The sequence below is a fragment of the Streptomyces sp. NPDC102490 genome, assembly GCF_044765285.1.
Lineage (GTDB): Bacteria > Actinomycetota > Actinomycetes > Streptomycetales > Streptomycetaceae > Streptomyces.
Map to the genome: position 1 here is coordinate 248,837 of NZ_JBIWJU010000013.1, position 13,441 is coordinate 262,277.

General features: G+C 72.9%; 11 protein-coding genes. 4 read left to right on the forward strand and 7 right to left on the reverse strand.

Annotated features, from left to right (window positions below):
• Window positions 1-55 precede the first annotated feature (55 nt).
• On the reverse strand, window positions 56-1,348 hold the full coding sequence (locus ACIRGB_RS29030; RefSeq protein WP_403871248.1) for an aminotransferase class III-fold pyridoxal phosphate-dependent enzyme: 1,293 nt from the start codon (window positions 1,346-1,348) through the stop codon (window positions 56-58).
• 413 nt (window positions 1,349-1,761) lie between these two features.
• On the opposite strand from ACIRGB_RS29030, the gene ACIRGB_RS29035 reads away from it, so the two are divergent.
• Both ACIRGB_RS29035 and ACIRGB_RS29040 read left to right on the forward strand, forming a co-directional pair.
• Window positions 1,762-2,991 carry a trypsin-like serine peptidase gene (locus ACIRGB_RS29035; protein WP_403871251.1) on the forward strand — a complete coding sequence of 410 codons (1,230 nt, stop codon included), beginning with the start codon at window positions 1,762-1,764 and terminating at the stop codon, window positions 2,989-2,991.
• A 120-nt stretch (window positions 2,992-3,111) separates the two neighbouring features.
• Window positions 3,112-4,323, forward strand: a complete 1,212-nt coding sequence (locus ACIRGB_RS29040; protein WP_403871254.1) for a trypsin-like serine peptidase — start codon at window positions 3,112-3,114, stop codon at window positions 4,321-4,323.
• Between the two features lie 90 nt (window positions 4,324-4,413).
• On the opposite strand, the gene hflX is transcribed toward ACIRGB_RS29040, so the two are convergent.
• From hflX to miaA, 6 genes are all read right to left on the reverse strand, one after another.
• Window positions 4,414-5,913 (reverse strand): GTPase HflX, encoded by a 1,500-nt coding sequence (hflX, locus tag ACIRGB_RS29045; RefSeq protein ID WP_403871257.1) that lies wholly within the window; start codon window positions 5,911-5,913, stop codon window positions 4,414-4,416.
• A gap of 145 nt (window positions 5,914-6,058) precedes the next feature.
• Window positions 6,059-7,585: a M1 family metallopeptidase gene (locus ACIRGB_RS29050; RefSeq protein ID WP_403871260.1), complete on the reverse strand. Its 1,527-nt coding sequence runs from the start codon at window positions 7,583-7,585 to the stop codon at window positions 6,059-6,061.
• Between the two features lie 87 nt (window positions 7,586-7,672).
• Window positions 7,673-9,844 carry a RelA/SpoT family protein gene (locus tag ACIRGB_RS29055; protein ID WP_403871398.1) on the reverse strand — a complete coding sequence of 724 codons (2,172 nt, stop codon included), beginning with the start codon at window positions 9,842-9,844 and terminating at the stop codon, window positions 7,673-7,675.
• Between the two features lie 246 nt (window positions 9,845-10,090).
• The gene (gene dapF, locus ACIRGB_RS29060) at window positions 10,091-10,984 is read right to left on the reverse strand and encodes a diaminopimelate epimerase (protein WP_403871263.1); all 894 of its coding nucleotides are present in this window, start codon (window positions 10,982-10,984) and stop codon (window positions 10,091-10,093) included.
• Window positions 10,985-11,055: 71 nt separating this feature from the next.
• The gene (locus tag ACIRGB_RS29065) at window positions 11,056-11,556 is read right to left on the reverse strand and encodes a hypothetical protein (RefSeq protein ID WP_403871266.1); all 501 of its coding nucleotides are present in this window, start codon (window positions 11,554-11,556) and stop codon (window positions 11,056-11,058) included.
• Between the two features lie 107 nt (window positions 11,557-11,663).
• Window positions 11,664-12,602, reverse strand: a complete 939-nt coding sequence (gene miaA, locus ACIRGB_RS29070) for a tRNA (adenosine(37)-N6)-dimethylallyltransferase MiaA (RefSeq protein ID WP_403871268.1) — start codon at window positions 12,600-12,602, stop codon at window positions 11,664-11,666.
• 182 nt (window positions 12,603-12,784) lie between these two features.
• Here miaA and ACIRGB_RS29075 point away from each other — a divergent pair, with 182 nt between their 5' ends.
• Both ACIRGB_RS29075 and ACIRGB_RS29080 read left to right on the forward strand, forming a co-directional pair.
• Complete coding sequence (locus ACIRGB_RS29075; RefSeq protein ID WP_403871271.1) at window positions 12,785-13,063, forward strand: hypothetical protein; 279 nt, start codon at window positions 12,785-12,787, stop codon at window positions 13,061-13,063.
• Window positions 13,064-13,087: 24 nt separating this feature from the next.
• Window positions 13,088-13,381: an antitoxin gene (locus ACIRGB_RS29080; RefSeq protein WP_403871274.1), complete on the forward strand. Its 294-nt coding sequence runs from the start codon at window positions 13,088-13,090 to the stop codon at window positions 13,379-13,381.
• Window positions 13,382-13,441 lie beyond the last annotated feature (60 nt).

Sequence of the window (13,441 nt, forward strand, 5' to 3'; positions counted from 1 at the left end):
TCCTCCTGGCGGGCCGTGTCCTGGGGGTGGGTCTCGTCTCTGGGCGCTCCCCGCGTCACGGGGCGGCGCCGCCGGGGCGGCCGCGGTCCACCGCCCCTACGGCGTCGGCGAGTCGGTCCAGGACGGCCGCCATCTGCTCCTCGGTGACGATGAGCGGCGGCAGCAGCCGTACGACGTTCGCGCCGGGGCCCGTGACGTCCACGATCAGCCCGCGCCGCAGGCACTCCCGGCGGACGGCGGCGGCGAGGTCGGCGGCACCGCAGCGGGCGGTGCCGGGACGGGCGCCGTGGGCAGACCTGTCGGGCGCGTCGTCCGGCGCCACCAGTTCGAGACCGGCCATCAGGCCCCGCCCGCGCACGTCGCCCACACACGCGAACTGAGCGGCCAGGTCACGCAGTCGGGTCAGCATCCGGGCGCCCAGCGCGGCGGCGTGTGCGGCGAGGCGGCGTTCGCGGACGTGGGCGAGGGTGGCGGCGCCCGCGGCCAGGGCGAGTTGGTTGCCGCGGAAGGCACCGGCCGCGGGTCCGCCGGGCCGGTTCGGGTCGTCCAGATCGTCGTTGTGGACCAGCACGGCCAGCGGCAGGCTGCCGCCGATCGCCTTGGCGAGGATCAGCACGTCGGGGGTGACTCCGCTGTGCTCGAACGCCCAGTAGGCACCGGTCCGGCCGACGCCCGTCTCGGTCTCGTCGACGATGAGCGGGACGGCCCGTTCGGCCGCGCGGGCGCGCAGGCGCCGTACCAGCGCGTCCGGCGCCGGAAGCACCCCGGCGTCGCTCCGGACCGGCTCCAGGAGGAGCCCGGCGGGCGGCCCCAGGCCCGGGTCGTCGTCGAGAAGCGGCTCGTCGGCGTCGGCGAGGGTGATCACCCGGGTCCGTCCGGTGGCGGCGCGGACCAGCGCGACGGCGGCGGCGACCGGGTCCGTACCGGTCGGGCCGCAGAACCGCACGCGCGCGCGGTCGGCGAGTCCCGGCGGCAGGGTGCGCAGCAGTTCGCTGACGAAGGCGTCCTCGACCGGGGTGGTGAGGTCCATGACGTGCAAGGGGGCGCCCGAGTCGAGGACCGCGCGGATCGCCTCCAGGACGACGGGGTGGTTGTGGCCGAGGGCCAGGGTGCCCGCACCGGAGACGCAGTCCAGGTAGCGGCGGCCGTCGGCGGCCTCGATGGTGAGTCCCCGGGCCCGGACGGGGACGACCGGGAGGGCGCGCGCGTAGGTACGCGCGGCCGGTTCACGCGCCGGCTGCCGCCGCGAAGCGCCGCTCCGCTCGCTCCGCCCGGTGCGCTCCCGCGCGGTTGCCTCGTGCCCGGCGTGCGCCCGCGCGGACGTCCCGCTCGCGGGCTCCCGCGTCACGACCGGCCCGGTGTTCCCGTCTCCGGACGCACAGCTCCCGTACGGGGATCCCGCCACGGCTTGTCGACCTCCCGCCGTCCGGACACACGGTGACGTGCCGGGCGCTCCCGGCCTGGGGGACCACGTCCGGACAGCGGGCCCCCACCGCTACAACCGAGGGCCGTGCACGGGGTTACGGTCCGCCCGAAGATCGTTGCCGGGGCGGGGATGCCGCGGTCCGCTCCGGCTCCGCGGCCCGGCCCTCCGCACCGGCGGGCGGCGCGTGCCTGGTCAGGGCGCTGTGTCCGAACCGTTGCCGTTCCGTCGGAACTCCCCCACAGCCACCGCATAGTGTGTGGTGCCGTTCCCGGTCACCGCCGCTCGGCGGTTCGACCGCGGCACCACGTTCGTTCACAGCAGGGGGAGTCAACACCATGCGATCCATACGGCCGTCGTTCAGCACGCGCGGAAACAGGCGCGGGCGGCGCGCAACCTCCTCCGCGGCCGCCGCCGTGGCGCTCGTCTCGGCGCTCGCGCTCACCGCCACGGCGTGCGAGGACGGCGACTCCGAGGCGGCCGGCGACGCCTCGGCCTCCGCGTCCGCCGCGGACGACGCCAACGGCGGCATCCGGATCCCGGACCACATCAAGGACAAGCTCAAGGAACACGGGATCGACGTCGACGACTGGAAGAACGGCGCCTGGAAGAACTGGAACCGGGACGACTGGCTGCGCGAGGCGCAGGACTACGTCAACCCGATCATCGAGGGCCTGTGGGACCCGGACCGGATGCGGGACGCCGAGGAGCCGGACCAGGAGGTCGACGAGAACGACATCTCCGGTGACCAGGGCGTCACCGACCCGGAGCCCGCCCCCGTCGAGGCGGAGGCCGTACCGGCCACGTACCACGACAACGCCGCCACGGCCGGCAAGCTCCTCTTCGACTCCCCCAAGGGTTCGATGGTGTGCTCGGCGACGGTCGTGAAGGACCCGGCCCACCCCGGCAAGTCCAACATGGTGTGGACGGCCGGTCACTGCGTGCACGCGGGCAAGAGCGGCGGCTGGTACCGCAACATCGCCTTCGTCCCGTCGTACAACGACGCGAACATGTCGGTCGAGGAACTGCAGACCGCTTCCAAGGAGGAGCTCGCTCCCTACGGTGTCTGGTGGGGCGACTGGGCGCAGACCTCGGACCAGTGGATCGAGCAGGGCGGGGCGACCGGCGGCGAGGGCGCCCCGTACGACTTCGCCGTGATCCATGTGACGCCGGAGAAGGGCAGCGGCGGCAAGTCGCTGGAGGAGACGGTCGGCGCCGCGCTGCCGGTGGACTTCGACGCACCGGCCGTGCCGGAGATCGAGAACATGAAGGCGACCGGCTACCCGGCCGCGCCGCCGTACGACGGCCAGAAGCTGTACCAGTGCCAGGACAAGCCCGGACGGCTGTCGATCAACGCCTCCGACCCGACGATGTACCGCATCGGCTGCACCATGACCGGCGGCTCGTCCGGCGGCGGCTGGGTCGCCGCCGGTTCCGACGGCAAGCCCGCGCTGGTCTCCAACACCTCGATCGGCCCGGTGACGGCCGGCTGGCTGGCCGGTCCGCGCCTGGGCAAGGAGGCCAAGGGCGTGTTCGACGCGGTGAGCGGTAAGTTCACCGGCCAGTGACCGGGCGCCGAGCACCGCGCTGAGTCCGGCAGCGGGCATTCAGGCATCCAAACATCCCGGCATACAGCCGTTCATTCGCTTCATCAGACATTCATACGTTTCCACGGGGGTTGTCCCACCATGCGTTCCACACCTGTGTCCGCCGCGCCACGGCGCGGGCGGCGCACCGCACTCGCCGCGGCCGGTCTGGTCGTCGCGCTCACGCTCACCGCCACCGCCTGTGGGTCGGAGCAGGACAAGGCCGACGCCGAGCCCGGCGGCGGCACCTCCCAGGCCGCCGACGCCGGGAACACCGGTGGCGGCGAGAGTGGCCTGCCGCCCGGCCTCGCGGACCGGCTCAAGGAGCGCGGCATCGACGTCGACCAGTGGAAGGACGGCGGCTGGAAGAACTGGGACAGGGACAAGTGGCTCGGTGAGGCCAAGGACTTCGTCAACCCGATGATCGAGGGCCTGTGGAAGCCGGACCGGATGAAGTCCGCGAAGGAGGCCGACAAGACCGTCACCCAGGACGCGGCCGCCGACCAGGGCGCCACCGACCCGGAGCCCACTCCCGTCGAGGCCGTGGCCGAGAAGAAGCCGTACCACGAGAACGCGGCGCCGGTCGGCAAGGTCTTCTTCGACTCCCCCGAGGGCTCGATGGTCTGCTCCGGCACGGTCGTCAAGGACGTGAACCACCCGGGCAAGTCCAACCTGGTGTGGACGGCGGGCCACTGCGTGCACGCCGGCGGCAGCGGCGGCTGGTACCGCAACATCGCCTTCGTCCCGTCGTACAACGACTACGGCAAGTCCGAGGCGGAGCTGGCGAACGCGACGACCACCGAGATGGCGCCGTACGGCACCTGGTGGGCCGACTGGGCGTCGACCTCGGACCAGTGGATCAAGGGTGGCTCGGAGAGCGGCGGTGACGGGGCCGCGTACGACTACTCGGTGCTGCACGTGAAGCCGGAGCAGGGCAGCAAGTCGCTGGAGGAGACCGTCGGCGCCGCGCTGGAGGTGGACTTCTCGGCCCCGTCGGCGACGGAGGTGCCCAGCATGGGCGCCTGGGGTTACCCGGCGGCGCCGCCGTACAACGGCCTGGAGATGTTCAGGTGCGTCGACCGGCCCGGCCGTCTGTCGCTGAGCCCGTCGCTGCCGACGATGTACCGCATCGGCTGCACCATGACCGGCGGTTCGTCGGGCGGCGGCTGGTTCCGGGTGGTGGACGGAGAGACCAAGCTGGTCTCGAACACCTCGATCGGCCCGCTGGAGAACACCTGGCTGGCGGGCCCGCAGCTGGGCCCGTCGGCCGAGGCGATGTACCAGGACATGAGCAAGACGTACGGCGGTCAGTGATCCGCGCGTGACCATGTGACGAGGGCCCGCCTCCTGCCTCGGCAGGGGACGGGCCCTCGGTCGTCGGCCGGTCGTACGGCCGCGCGGGTCTCAGGCGAGCGGCGCCGGAACGTACGGCGCGAACTCCGCCGCCAGTTCCTCGTGCACCCGCACCTTGAGCAGGGTGCCCTCCGGGGTGTGCTCCTCGGAGATCACCTCGCCCTCGTCGTGCGCGCGGGCCACCAGCTTGCCGTGGGTGTACGGCACGAGCGCCTCGATCTCGACCGAGGGACGCGGCAGCTCGTTGTCGATCAGCGCGAGCAGCTGGTCGATGTTCCGGCCGGTGCGCGCCGAGACCGCGATGGACCGCTTCTCGACCCGCAGCAGCCGCTGGAGCACCAGCGGGTCGGCCATGTCGGCCTTGTTGATCACGACGATCTCGGGTACGTCGGTGGCGCCGACGTCCCTGATCACCTCGCGCACGGCGGCCAGCTGCTCCTCCGGGACGGGGTGCGAACCGTCGACCACGTGCAGGATCAGGTCGGAGTCGCCGACCTCCTCCATCGTGGAGCGGAACGCCTCGACCAGGTGGTGCGGCAGGTGCCGGACGAAGCCGACGGTGTCGGCCAGGGTGTACAGACGGCCACTGGGCGTTTCCGCGCGGCGCACCGTCGGGTCGAGGGTGGCGAACAGCGCGTTCTCCACCAGCACGCCCGCGCCGGTGAGGCGGTTGAGCAGCGAGGACTTGCCGGCGTTGGTGTAGCCCGCGATGGCGACGGAGGGCACCTTGTGGCGCTTGCGCTCCTGGCGCTTGATCTCGCGGCCGGTCTTCATCTCCGCGATCTCCCGGCGCATCTTCGCCATCTTCTCGCGAATCCGGCGCCGGTCCGTCTCGATCTTGGTCTCACCGGGACCACGGGTGGCGAGGCCGCCGCCCTTGCCGCCGCCCATCTGCCGGGACAGCGACTGACCCCAGCCGCGCAGCCTCGGCAGCATGTACTGCATCTGCGCGAGCGCGACCTGCGCCTTGCCCTCTCGGGACTTGGCGTGCTGGGCGAAGATGTCCAGGATCAGGGCCGTGCGGTCGATGACCTTGACCTTGACGACGTCCTCGAGGTGGATCAGCTGCCCCGGGCTCAGCTCACCGTCGCAGATGACGGTGTCCGCACCCGTGTCGAGGACGACGTCCCGCAGCTCCTCGGCCTTGCCGGAGCCGATGTAGGTGGCGGCGTCGGGCTTGTCGCGGCGCTGGATGACGCCGTCGAGCACGAGCGCGCCCGCCGTCTCGGCGAGGGCGGCCAGTTCGGCCAGCGAGTTCTCCGCGTCCTGCACGGTGCCCGAGGTCCAGACGCCGACGAGGACGACCCGCTCCAGGCGGAGCTGGCGGTACTCGACCTCGGTGACGTCCTCGAGCTCGGTGGACAGGCCCGCCACCCGGCGCAGGGCCGCGCGGTCGGAGCGGTCGAACTGCTCGCCGTCCCACTGCGAGTCGTTTGCGTGTGCGTGGCTCCAGGCGACGTCCTCTTCCATCAGGGCATCGGCCCGGAGGCCCTCGGGATAGGTCTGCGCGAGACGCTTGGTGTCCTGGGAGGGGGAAGAAGAGGAGGTCATTGGATCCTTACGTAGCTGGGAAGGGGTGGCCGCGGCACATGCGCCGCGACACTGACTACAACGTGCGAGCCGCCGGGGAGATTCCCGGGGCCGTACCGCGCCGTCCCGAAGATGGTCGCACGGCACGGGCCGTCTCGTCACCGGCTTATTCCCCGTGTGCCTTCCCGGCCGCCTCGGCGGGCGCCTTCTCGGCCGGAGTCTGCTTCCAGTCCGGGTGGCCGGGCATCGGCGGGGTCTTCTCGCCGTACAGCCAGCCATGGAAGAAGCCGTCCAGGTCGCGTCCGGAGATCTCGGAGGCGAGCCGGACGAAGTCGGCGGTCGTCGCCGTGCCGTCCCGGTGGCGGGCGACCCAGGCGCGCTCGAGCCCTTCGAAGGCGGTGCTGCCGATCTCCTGGCGCAGGGCGTAGAGCACGAGCGCGGCGCCGTCGTACACGTTGGAGCGGAAGATTCCGGTCTTGCTGCCGTTCTTCGGCGGCTTGGGGGCGGCGGGGGGTCCGCCCGCGGTGCGCCAGCGGTCGGAGGCTCCGTAGGCGGCCTTCATGCGCGCCGCCATGGGCTTGTCCGCGGTCTCCTCGGCGTACAGCGCCTCGTACCAGGTGGCGTGCCCCTCGTTGAGCCACAGGTCGGACCAGGTGCCGGGGCTGACGCTGTTGCCGAACCACTGGTGGGCCAGCTCGTGCACCATGATCGACTGGACGTACCACTGGGGGTAGGCGGGCTCGGTGAACAGCTCCCGTTCGAAGAGGGAGAGCGTCTGGGTCTCGAGTTCGAAGCCGGTGGTGGCGTCGGCCATGAGCAGCCCGTACGTCTCGAAGGGGTAGGGCCCGACCTTCCGCTCCATCCACGCGATCTGGTCCGGGGTCTTCTCCAGCCACGGTTCGAGCGCCGCGCGGTGCTTCGTCGGCACGACGTCCCGGACGGGCAGCCCGTGCGGCCCCGCGCGGTGCAGCACCGTGGAGCGGCCGATGGAGACCTGGGCCAGCTCGGTGGCCATGGGGTGCCCGCTCCGGTAGGTCCAGGTGGTCGAGCCGCCGGTCCGGTCCACGCCGGTCGGCAGGCCGTTGGCGACGGCCGTGAGCCCGTCGGGCGCGGTGATGCGGAACGTGAACCGTGCCTTGTCGGAGGGGTGGTCGTTGCAGGGGAACACCAGGTGGGCGACGTCCGCCTGGTTGGCCATGGCGAGGCCGTCGGCGGTGCGCACCCAGCCGCCCGGGCGGTCCTCGGAGTACACGGGGTCGCTGCTGTGCCGCACGGTGATCCGCGTCCGCTCGCCCTCGTCGAGCGCGTCCTCGGGCGTCACGACGAGGTCCTCACCGGCGGTGGCGAAGGCGGCGGGCTCGCCGTCGACCTCGACGGAGTCGACCTTGCCGTGGGCGAAGTCGAGGTTGAGCCGGTCCAGGTCGGCGGTGGTCCGGGCGTCGATGGTGGTGACGGCCTTCAGCGGTTCGCTGTTGCTGCCCGAGTAGGTGAAGGAGAGGTCGTACGCCGTCACGTCGTAGCCGGGGTTGCCCAGCTGCGGGAAGAGGCGGTCGCCGACACCCAGCGGGGTCGGCGGGGCGCTCGCGGCGACCAGGCAGACGGAGACGGCGGAGGCGAGCAGCGCCGCGGCCCTGAGCCGGCGCCGGGAGCGTGCGCGGGGTCGCGGAGTCGGGGGGTGCGGGGTGTGCGGCATCCCTCACGGCTATCAGCGCGCGCCTGCCGCGCGGCGGCGGCGCGCGCCCGGGACACCCGAACGGGTCCCCGCGCGCGGTGTGCCGGTTCAGGCGCCGGTCGGCTGCGGCTGGGCCCGGCTGACGTCGTACACGCCGGCCACGTCGCGCATGGCCCGCATGAGGGCGGGCAGCCGGGCGGCGTCCGGGAGCACCACGGTGTAGCTGTGCCGGACCCGCTGGCGGTCGGGTGGTTCGACGGTCGCGGAGACGATCTCGGCGCCTTCGAGGGCCATGGCCTCGGTGAGGTCGGCCAGGAGGTGCGGGCGGCCGAACGATTCGGCGAGGAGAGTCACCCGGCATCCGGTGCTCTCGCCCCAGCGCACCCCGACCTCCGGGCGCCCGGCGTCCTTCATGCGCGCCACCACGGCGCACGGGGCGCGGTGCACGGTCACCACTCCCCCGCGCACGGCGAAGCCGGTGATCTCGTCCGGCGGTACGGGGGTGCAGCAGCCCGCCAGCCGCACGGTGGCGCCCGGCGGGTCGACGAGGACGTCGGCGGAGGCGGGGCGGCTGGATGCGCCGCCCGCGGCCGGGCGGGGGGCGTCGGGGTGGGCCTCAGGGGCGGCGGGGCCGCGGGCCGGCTCCTCGAGCTCGGGCGCCGGCTCAGGGTGGGCCGCGAGCCGGCGCTGGATGGCGATCCGCGCGGCGGGGGTGTGGGCGTGGTCCAGCCAGTCCCTGGACGGCTCGGAGGCGGGGTCCTGCCCCATCAGGAGCTGCACGGTGTCGCCGTCCCGCAGCACCGTGCTCATGGTCGCCAGGCGGCCGTTGACCCGGGCGCCGATGGTCGTGTGCGCGTCCTCGCCGTACTGGGCGTAGGCGGCGTCGACGCAGGTCGCGCCCTCGGGGAGGCCGAGGGTGCCGCCGTCGGGGCGGAAGACGGTGATCTCCCGGTCCTGGGCGAGGTCCGCGCGGAGGGTGGACCAGAAGGTGTCGGGGTCGGGGGCGCCGCGCTGCCAGTCGAGCAGCCGGGACAGCCAGCCGGGCCGGGTCGGGTCGGCGCGCTCGCCGTCGCCCGCGCTCTGCTCCTCGGACGGCTGGGCGTACGGGTTGCCGAGCGCGACCACACCGGCCTCGGCGACCTTGTGCATCTGATGGGTGCGGATGAGGACTTCGACGACCTGGCCGTCCTCCGCGCGGGCCACCGCCGTGTGCAGCGACTGGTAGAGGTTGAACTTGGGGACGGCGATGAAGTCCTTGAACTCCGAGACGACGGGCGTCATACAGGTGTGCAGTTCACCGAGGACGGCGTAGCAGTCGGCGTCCTCCTGGACGAGCACCAGGAGGCGGCCGAAGTCCGCGCCGCGGAGGGTGCCGCGTTTGCGGGAGACGCGGTGCACGGAGACGAAGTGGCGTGGGCGGATGAGGATTTCGGCCTGGATGTCGGCCTCGCGCAGCACCTCGCGCACTTCGTCGGCGACGGCGGTGAGCGGGTCGTCCGCGCGGGCGGCGTTCTCCTGGACCAGCTCCCGCGTGTGCGCGTACTCCTCGGGGTGCATGACCGCGAAGACGAGGTCCTCCAGCTCGGACTTGAGCGCCTGGACGCCGAGCCGTTCGGCGAGCGGGATGAGGACGTCGCGGGTGACCTTGGCGATGCGTTCCTGCTTCTCGCGGCGCATGACGCCGAGGGTGCGCATGTTGTGCAGCCGGTCGGCGAGTTTGATCGACATCACGCGGACATCGTTGCCGGTGGCGAGGAGCATCTTGCGGAAGGTCTCGGGTTCGGCGGCGGCGCCGTAGTCGACCTTCTCCAGCTTGGTGACGCCGTCGACGAGGTAGCGGACCTCGGCGCCGAACTCCTCGCCGACCTGGTCGAGCGTCACCTCGGTGTCCTCGACGGTGTCGTGCAGGAGCGAGGCGGTCAGGGTGGTGGTCTCCGCGCCGAGTTCGGCGAGGATCAGGGTGACGGCGAGGGGGTGGGTGATGTACGGCTCGCCGCTCTTGCGCATCTGGCCGCGGTGCGAGGACTCGGCCAGGACGTAGGCGCGGCGCAGCGGGTCGAGGTCGGCGTCGGGGTGGTGGGCGCGGTGGGCCTCGACGACGTGGCCGATGGCGTCGGGGAGGCCCCGGCTGCGGGCGGCGGAGCCGAGCAGGGCGGCGCGGCCCAGCCGGCGCAGGTCGATCCGGGGGCGGGCCTTCCTGCGGGGCGCCGGCGCGGCGGCACCGGTGGCCGCGGGCGGCACGGGGCCCCGGCTCGCTGGATTCACGGCCTCCGCGTTCATGGGCACCTCCGGCTGCACGGACCGGCGGACGGGGAATCCCAGGGCGGACACGGCTCAGGGGATGCTGTCGGTCCCCCGTCCGGGCCGGTGCTTGATGCTATCGAGCCCATCACGTGCGGCCGACCGCCTCTCGCCGAGCGTGAAACGGATCACCCATTCGAGCGATGGTCCGAGGGTTTACGTTTTCGCACTGAGTGTCATGGACCGGGCTGTGGTTCACCTCGGCCATGGTCACCGGGTCCTCGTTCAGACGCGTACCCCCTCCAGCCAGGCGGAGTCGAACTCGCCCTCCGCGACGATCACGGCGGGCCCGGTCATCTCGATCTCACCGTCCGGACGCTCGGTGATCACCAGGGTGCCGCCGAGCACGTCGACGGTGTACGTGGCCGGGGTGCCGGTGACCGCCGGGTCGACACCGTCCCGGCGGGCGGCGGCGACGGCGACGGCACAGGCGCCGGTGCCGCAGGAGCGGGTCTCGCCGGAGCCGCGTTCGTGGACGCGCATCGCGACGTGGCCGGGGCCCCGGTCGACGACGAACTCGACGTTGACCCCGTCCGGGTAGGCGCCGACGGGCGCGTGGGACGGCGGGGCGTACAGGTCGCCGGCGTGGGCGAGGTCGGCGACGAAGGCGACCGCGTGCGGGTTGCCCATGTTCACGTTCCGCGCGGGCCAGCTGCGCTCGCCCACGCTCACCTCGACGTCTCCCTCGGGCAGCAGCGCGCGGCCCATGCCGACGGTGACGTCGCCCGCGGCGGAGCCGCCCCCGGCCACGGACTTGGCGAGGTGCACGCGCTTGACTCCCCCGCGCGTCGCGACGGCGAGGTCGCCTTCTCCGACGTAGCCGGCGTGCTGGAGGTAGCGCGCGAAGACCCGCACGCCGTTGCCGCACATCTCGGCGACCGAGCCGTCGCCGTTGCGGTAGTCCATGAACCACTCCGCCTCGGCGGCCATGTCCCGGGCCTCGGGGTGCGCCGCGGACCGCACCACGTGCAGCAGCCCGTCACCGCCGAGCCCCGCGCGGCGGTCGCACAGGGCGGCCACGGCGGCGGGCGGCAGGTCGATGGCGTTCTCCGGGTCGGGAACGATCACGAAGTCGTTCTCGGTGCCGTGACCCTTGAGGAAGGCGATCCGCGTGCTCATTCCTCGATCGTACGGGGTGGGCGCGGTACGACGACGAGGGGCGGAGGACGCCCCCCGGGCGCAGGGCTTCGTCAGCCCCGCAGGCGGGCGACCCGCCACACGGCCAGGACGACGACCGCGACGACCGCGAGGGCGTACACGAGGATCGTGCGCCAGTCGGCACGGCGCCCCGACCCGCGCTGGGGCAGGCCCGGCCAGGTGTATCCGACCCGGCGGGCGGCCATCATGCCCCAGCCGGCCGCGCAGGAGCAGATCAGCAGGCCCAGCATGGCGATCACGGCGCCGCTGTCGCCGAAGTCGAAGGCGAGCGGGAAGGCGAACATCAGGGAGCCGAGCGCGGCCAGGCACACGATGGGCGCGAGCTGCCAGATCCGCAGGCGGCGCTGGGGACGCAGCTCGACCTCGACCTCGTCCCCGTACATCTCGTCGGGCGCGGGACCGTCGGCCGCGACGCCCTCGGGCGTCTCGTCGGGGCCGTCGGGGCTCAGGGCGCCGCCTTCGGGCTCCGGTCCGCCGGGATCGGCGGTGCCGTGCTCGGTGCTCCGTGCGGTGTCGCGAGGGCCGGCCTCCATCGCCACGCGCCCTCCCAACTAGGACTCACTCGGTCGATCGAAGCTCGATGATGGCACGCCGCCCCAGGCCCGGATGACGGCCGGGGCGTCCCGATGCCATCACGTGATCAGGCTGTAACCGGTCGTTCGACCAACGACAGGGCGAGCCGCGGAAGTTCCGTGCGATCCGCCACACCCCCACTCAGCCAATGCACCCGCGGGTCGCGCCTGAACCACGCATCCTGACGGCGCGCGAAGCGCTTGGTGGCACGGACGGTCTCGGCGCGCGCCTCGTCGAGCGTGCACTCGCCGGCGAGCGCCGCGAGGACCTGCTGGTAGCCGAGCGCGCGCGACGCCGTACGCCCCTCGCGCAGCCCCTGCGCCTCCAGTGCGCGGACCTCGTCGACCAGACCGGCCTCCCACATCCGGTCGACGCGCAGGGCGATGCGCTCGTGCAGTTCGGGGCGCGCCACGTCGACGCCGATCTGCACGGTGTCGTAGACGGAGTCGTGACCGGGGAGGTTGGCGGTGAAGGGCCTGCCGGTGATCTCGATCACCTCGAGGGCGCGCACGATCCGGCGCCCGTTGCTGGGCAGGATGGCCCGTGCCGCCTCCGGGTCGGCGGCGGCCAGGCGGGCGTGCAGCGCACCCGAGCCGCGCCGTTCCAGCTCCTCCTCCAGGCGGGCCCTGATCTCCGGGTCGGTGCCGGGGAACTCCAGGTTGTCGACGGCTCCGCGGACGTAGAGGCCGGAACCGCCGACCAGGATCGGCCAGCGCCCCTCGCCGAGCAGCGCGTCGATGCGCTCCCGCGCGAGGCGCTGGTACTCGGCGACGGACGCGGTGACCGTCACGTCCCAGATGTCCAGCAGGTGGTGCGGTACGCCAGCGCGTTCCTCGGGCGTCAGCTTGGCGGTGCCGATGTCCATCCCACGGTAGAGCTGCATGGAGTCGGCGTTGACGACCTCGCCGCCGAGTCGCTCGGCCAGGAAGACGCCCAGATCGGACTTTCCGGCCGCGGTGGGTCCGACTACGGCGATGACGCGGGGGGCGGGGGGTGTGCTGCTCACCGCACCAGTCTCGCAAACCTCTCACCTCGCCCTCGAACGAGTTACGTGACGGCCCGCGTCCGGGGTCGTTGCCCGTTGCGAGGTTCCCGCTCCCCGGACCACCGGGTCATGGCCCCGGCCACGCGAACGGACGCACCGGATGCCGCGGGATGTCGCCCGCACGAGTAACGTATGGAGTTGATATGGGCGTTTTTGCACGGCTTTTTCGGAGGTCGAAGAGCACCGAGGAGACGTCGGGCGCGGAGACGCGGACCGACACCCCGGACACCGAGGGCGCGGCGGAGGTGAAGGCGGCCGAGGCCGTGGAGACGGCGGAGGCCGGTCCCCGGAACACGGCGGAGACGGACGAAGCCGGTGGGGCCGCCGCCGAGGCCGACGACCCGGAGAGCGTCGGCATTCCCAAGCAGCAGTCCGCCGGGGAGGCCGTCGACAACGAGGCCGACAAGGGCGCCCGCACCTGACTGCCCCGTGAGGGAAGGCGAACCATGGGTCTCCTGGACAACTTGAAGGCCAGACTCGAACCGGCGAAGGGCAAGGTCTCCGACCTCGCGCAGCAGCACGGCGACAAGATCGATCGCGGTCTCGACAAGATGGCGCGGACCGTCGACGAGCGGACCAAGGGCAAGTACAGCGACCGGATCCAGACGGGCACGGGTAAGGCCAAGGACGCCATGGACCGCCTCGCGCACAAGGACGACAAGAGCGGGGAAGGAGACGGCCACACGCCCGGCGGAACGCCCGGCAGCACCCCTCCGGCGGGACCGCCCCCGGCGTCCTGACCGGACGCCCACCGTCCTCGGACGGTCACGGAGCCGGAACGGTGGGCCGGCTCCGGGCCG

What these genes read in the sequence shown, in the direction of transcription:
- ACIRGB_RS29080 (WP_403871274.1), top strand. Translation starts at nt 13,088, where the DNA reads ATGGGTCTCCTGGACAACTTGAAGGCCAGACTCGAACCGGCGAAGGGC.
- ACIRGB_RS29065 (WP_403871266.1), bottom strand. Translation starts at nt 11,556, where the DNA reads ATGGAGGCCGGCCCTCGCGACACCGCACGGAGCACCGAGCACGGCACC.
- hflX (WP_403871257.1), bottom strand. Translation starts at nt 5,913, where the DNA reads ATGACCTCCTCTTCTTCCCCCTCCCAGGACACCAAGCGTCTCGCGCAG.
- ACIRGB_RS29050 (WP_403871260.1), bottom strand. Translation starts at nt 7,585, where the DNA reads ATGCCGCACACCCCGCACCCCCCGACTCCGCGACCCCGCGCACGCTCC.
- ACIRGB_RS29040 (WP_403871254.1), top strand. Translation starts at nt 3,112, where the DNA reads ATGCGTTCCACACCTGTGTCCGCCGCGCCACGGCGCGGGCGGCGCACC.
- dapF (WP_403871263.1), bottom strand. Translation starts at nt 10,984, where the DNA reads ATGAGCACGCGGATCGCCTTCCTCAAGGGTCACGGCACCGAGAACGAC.
- ACIRGB_RS29055 (WP_403871398.1), bottom strand. Translation starts at nt 9,844, where the DNA reads ATGAACGCGGAGGCCGTGAATCCAGCGAGCCGGGGCCCCGTGCCGCCC.
- ACIRGB_RS29035 (WP_403871251.1), top strand. Translation starts at nt 1,762, where the DNA reads ATGCGATCCATACGGCCGTCGTTCAGCACGCGCGGAAACAGGCGCGGG.
- ACIRGB_RS29075 (WP_403871271.1), top strand. Translation starts at nt 12,785, where the DNA reads ATGGGCGTTTTTGCACGGCTTTTTCGGAGGTCGAAGAGCACCGAGGAG.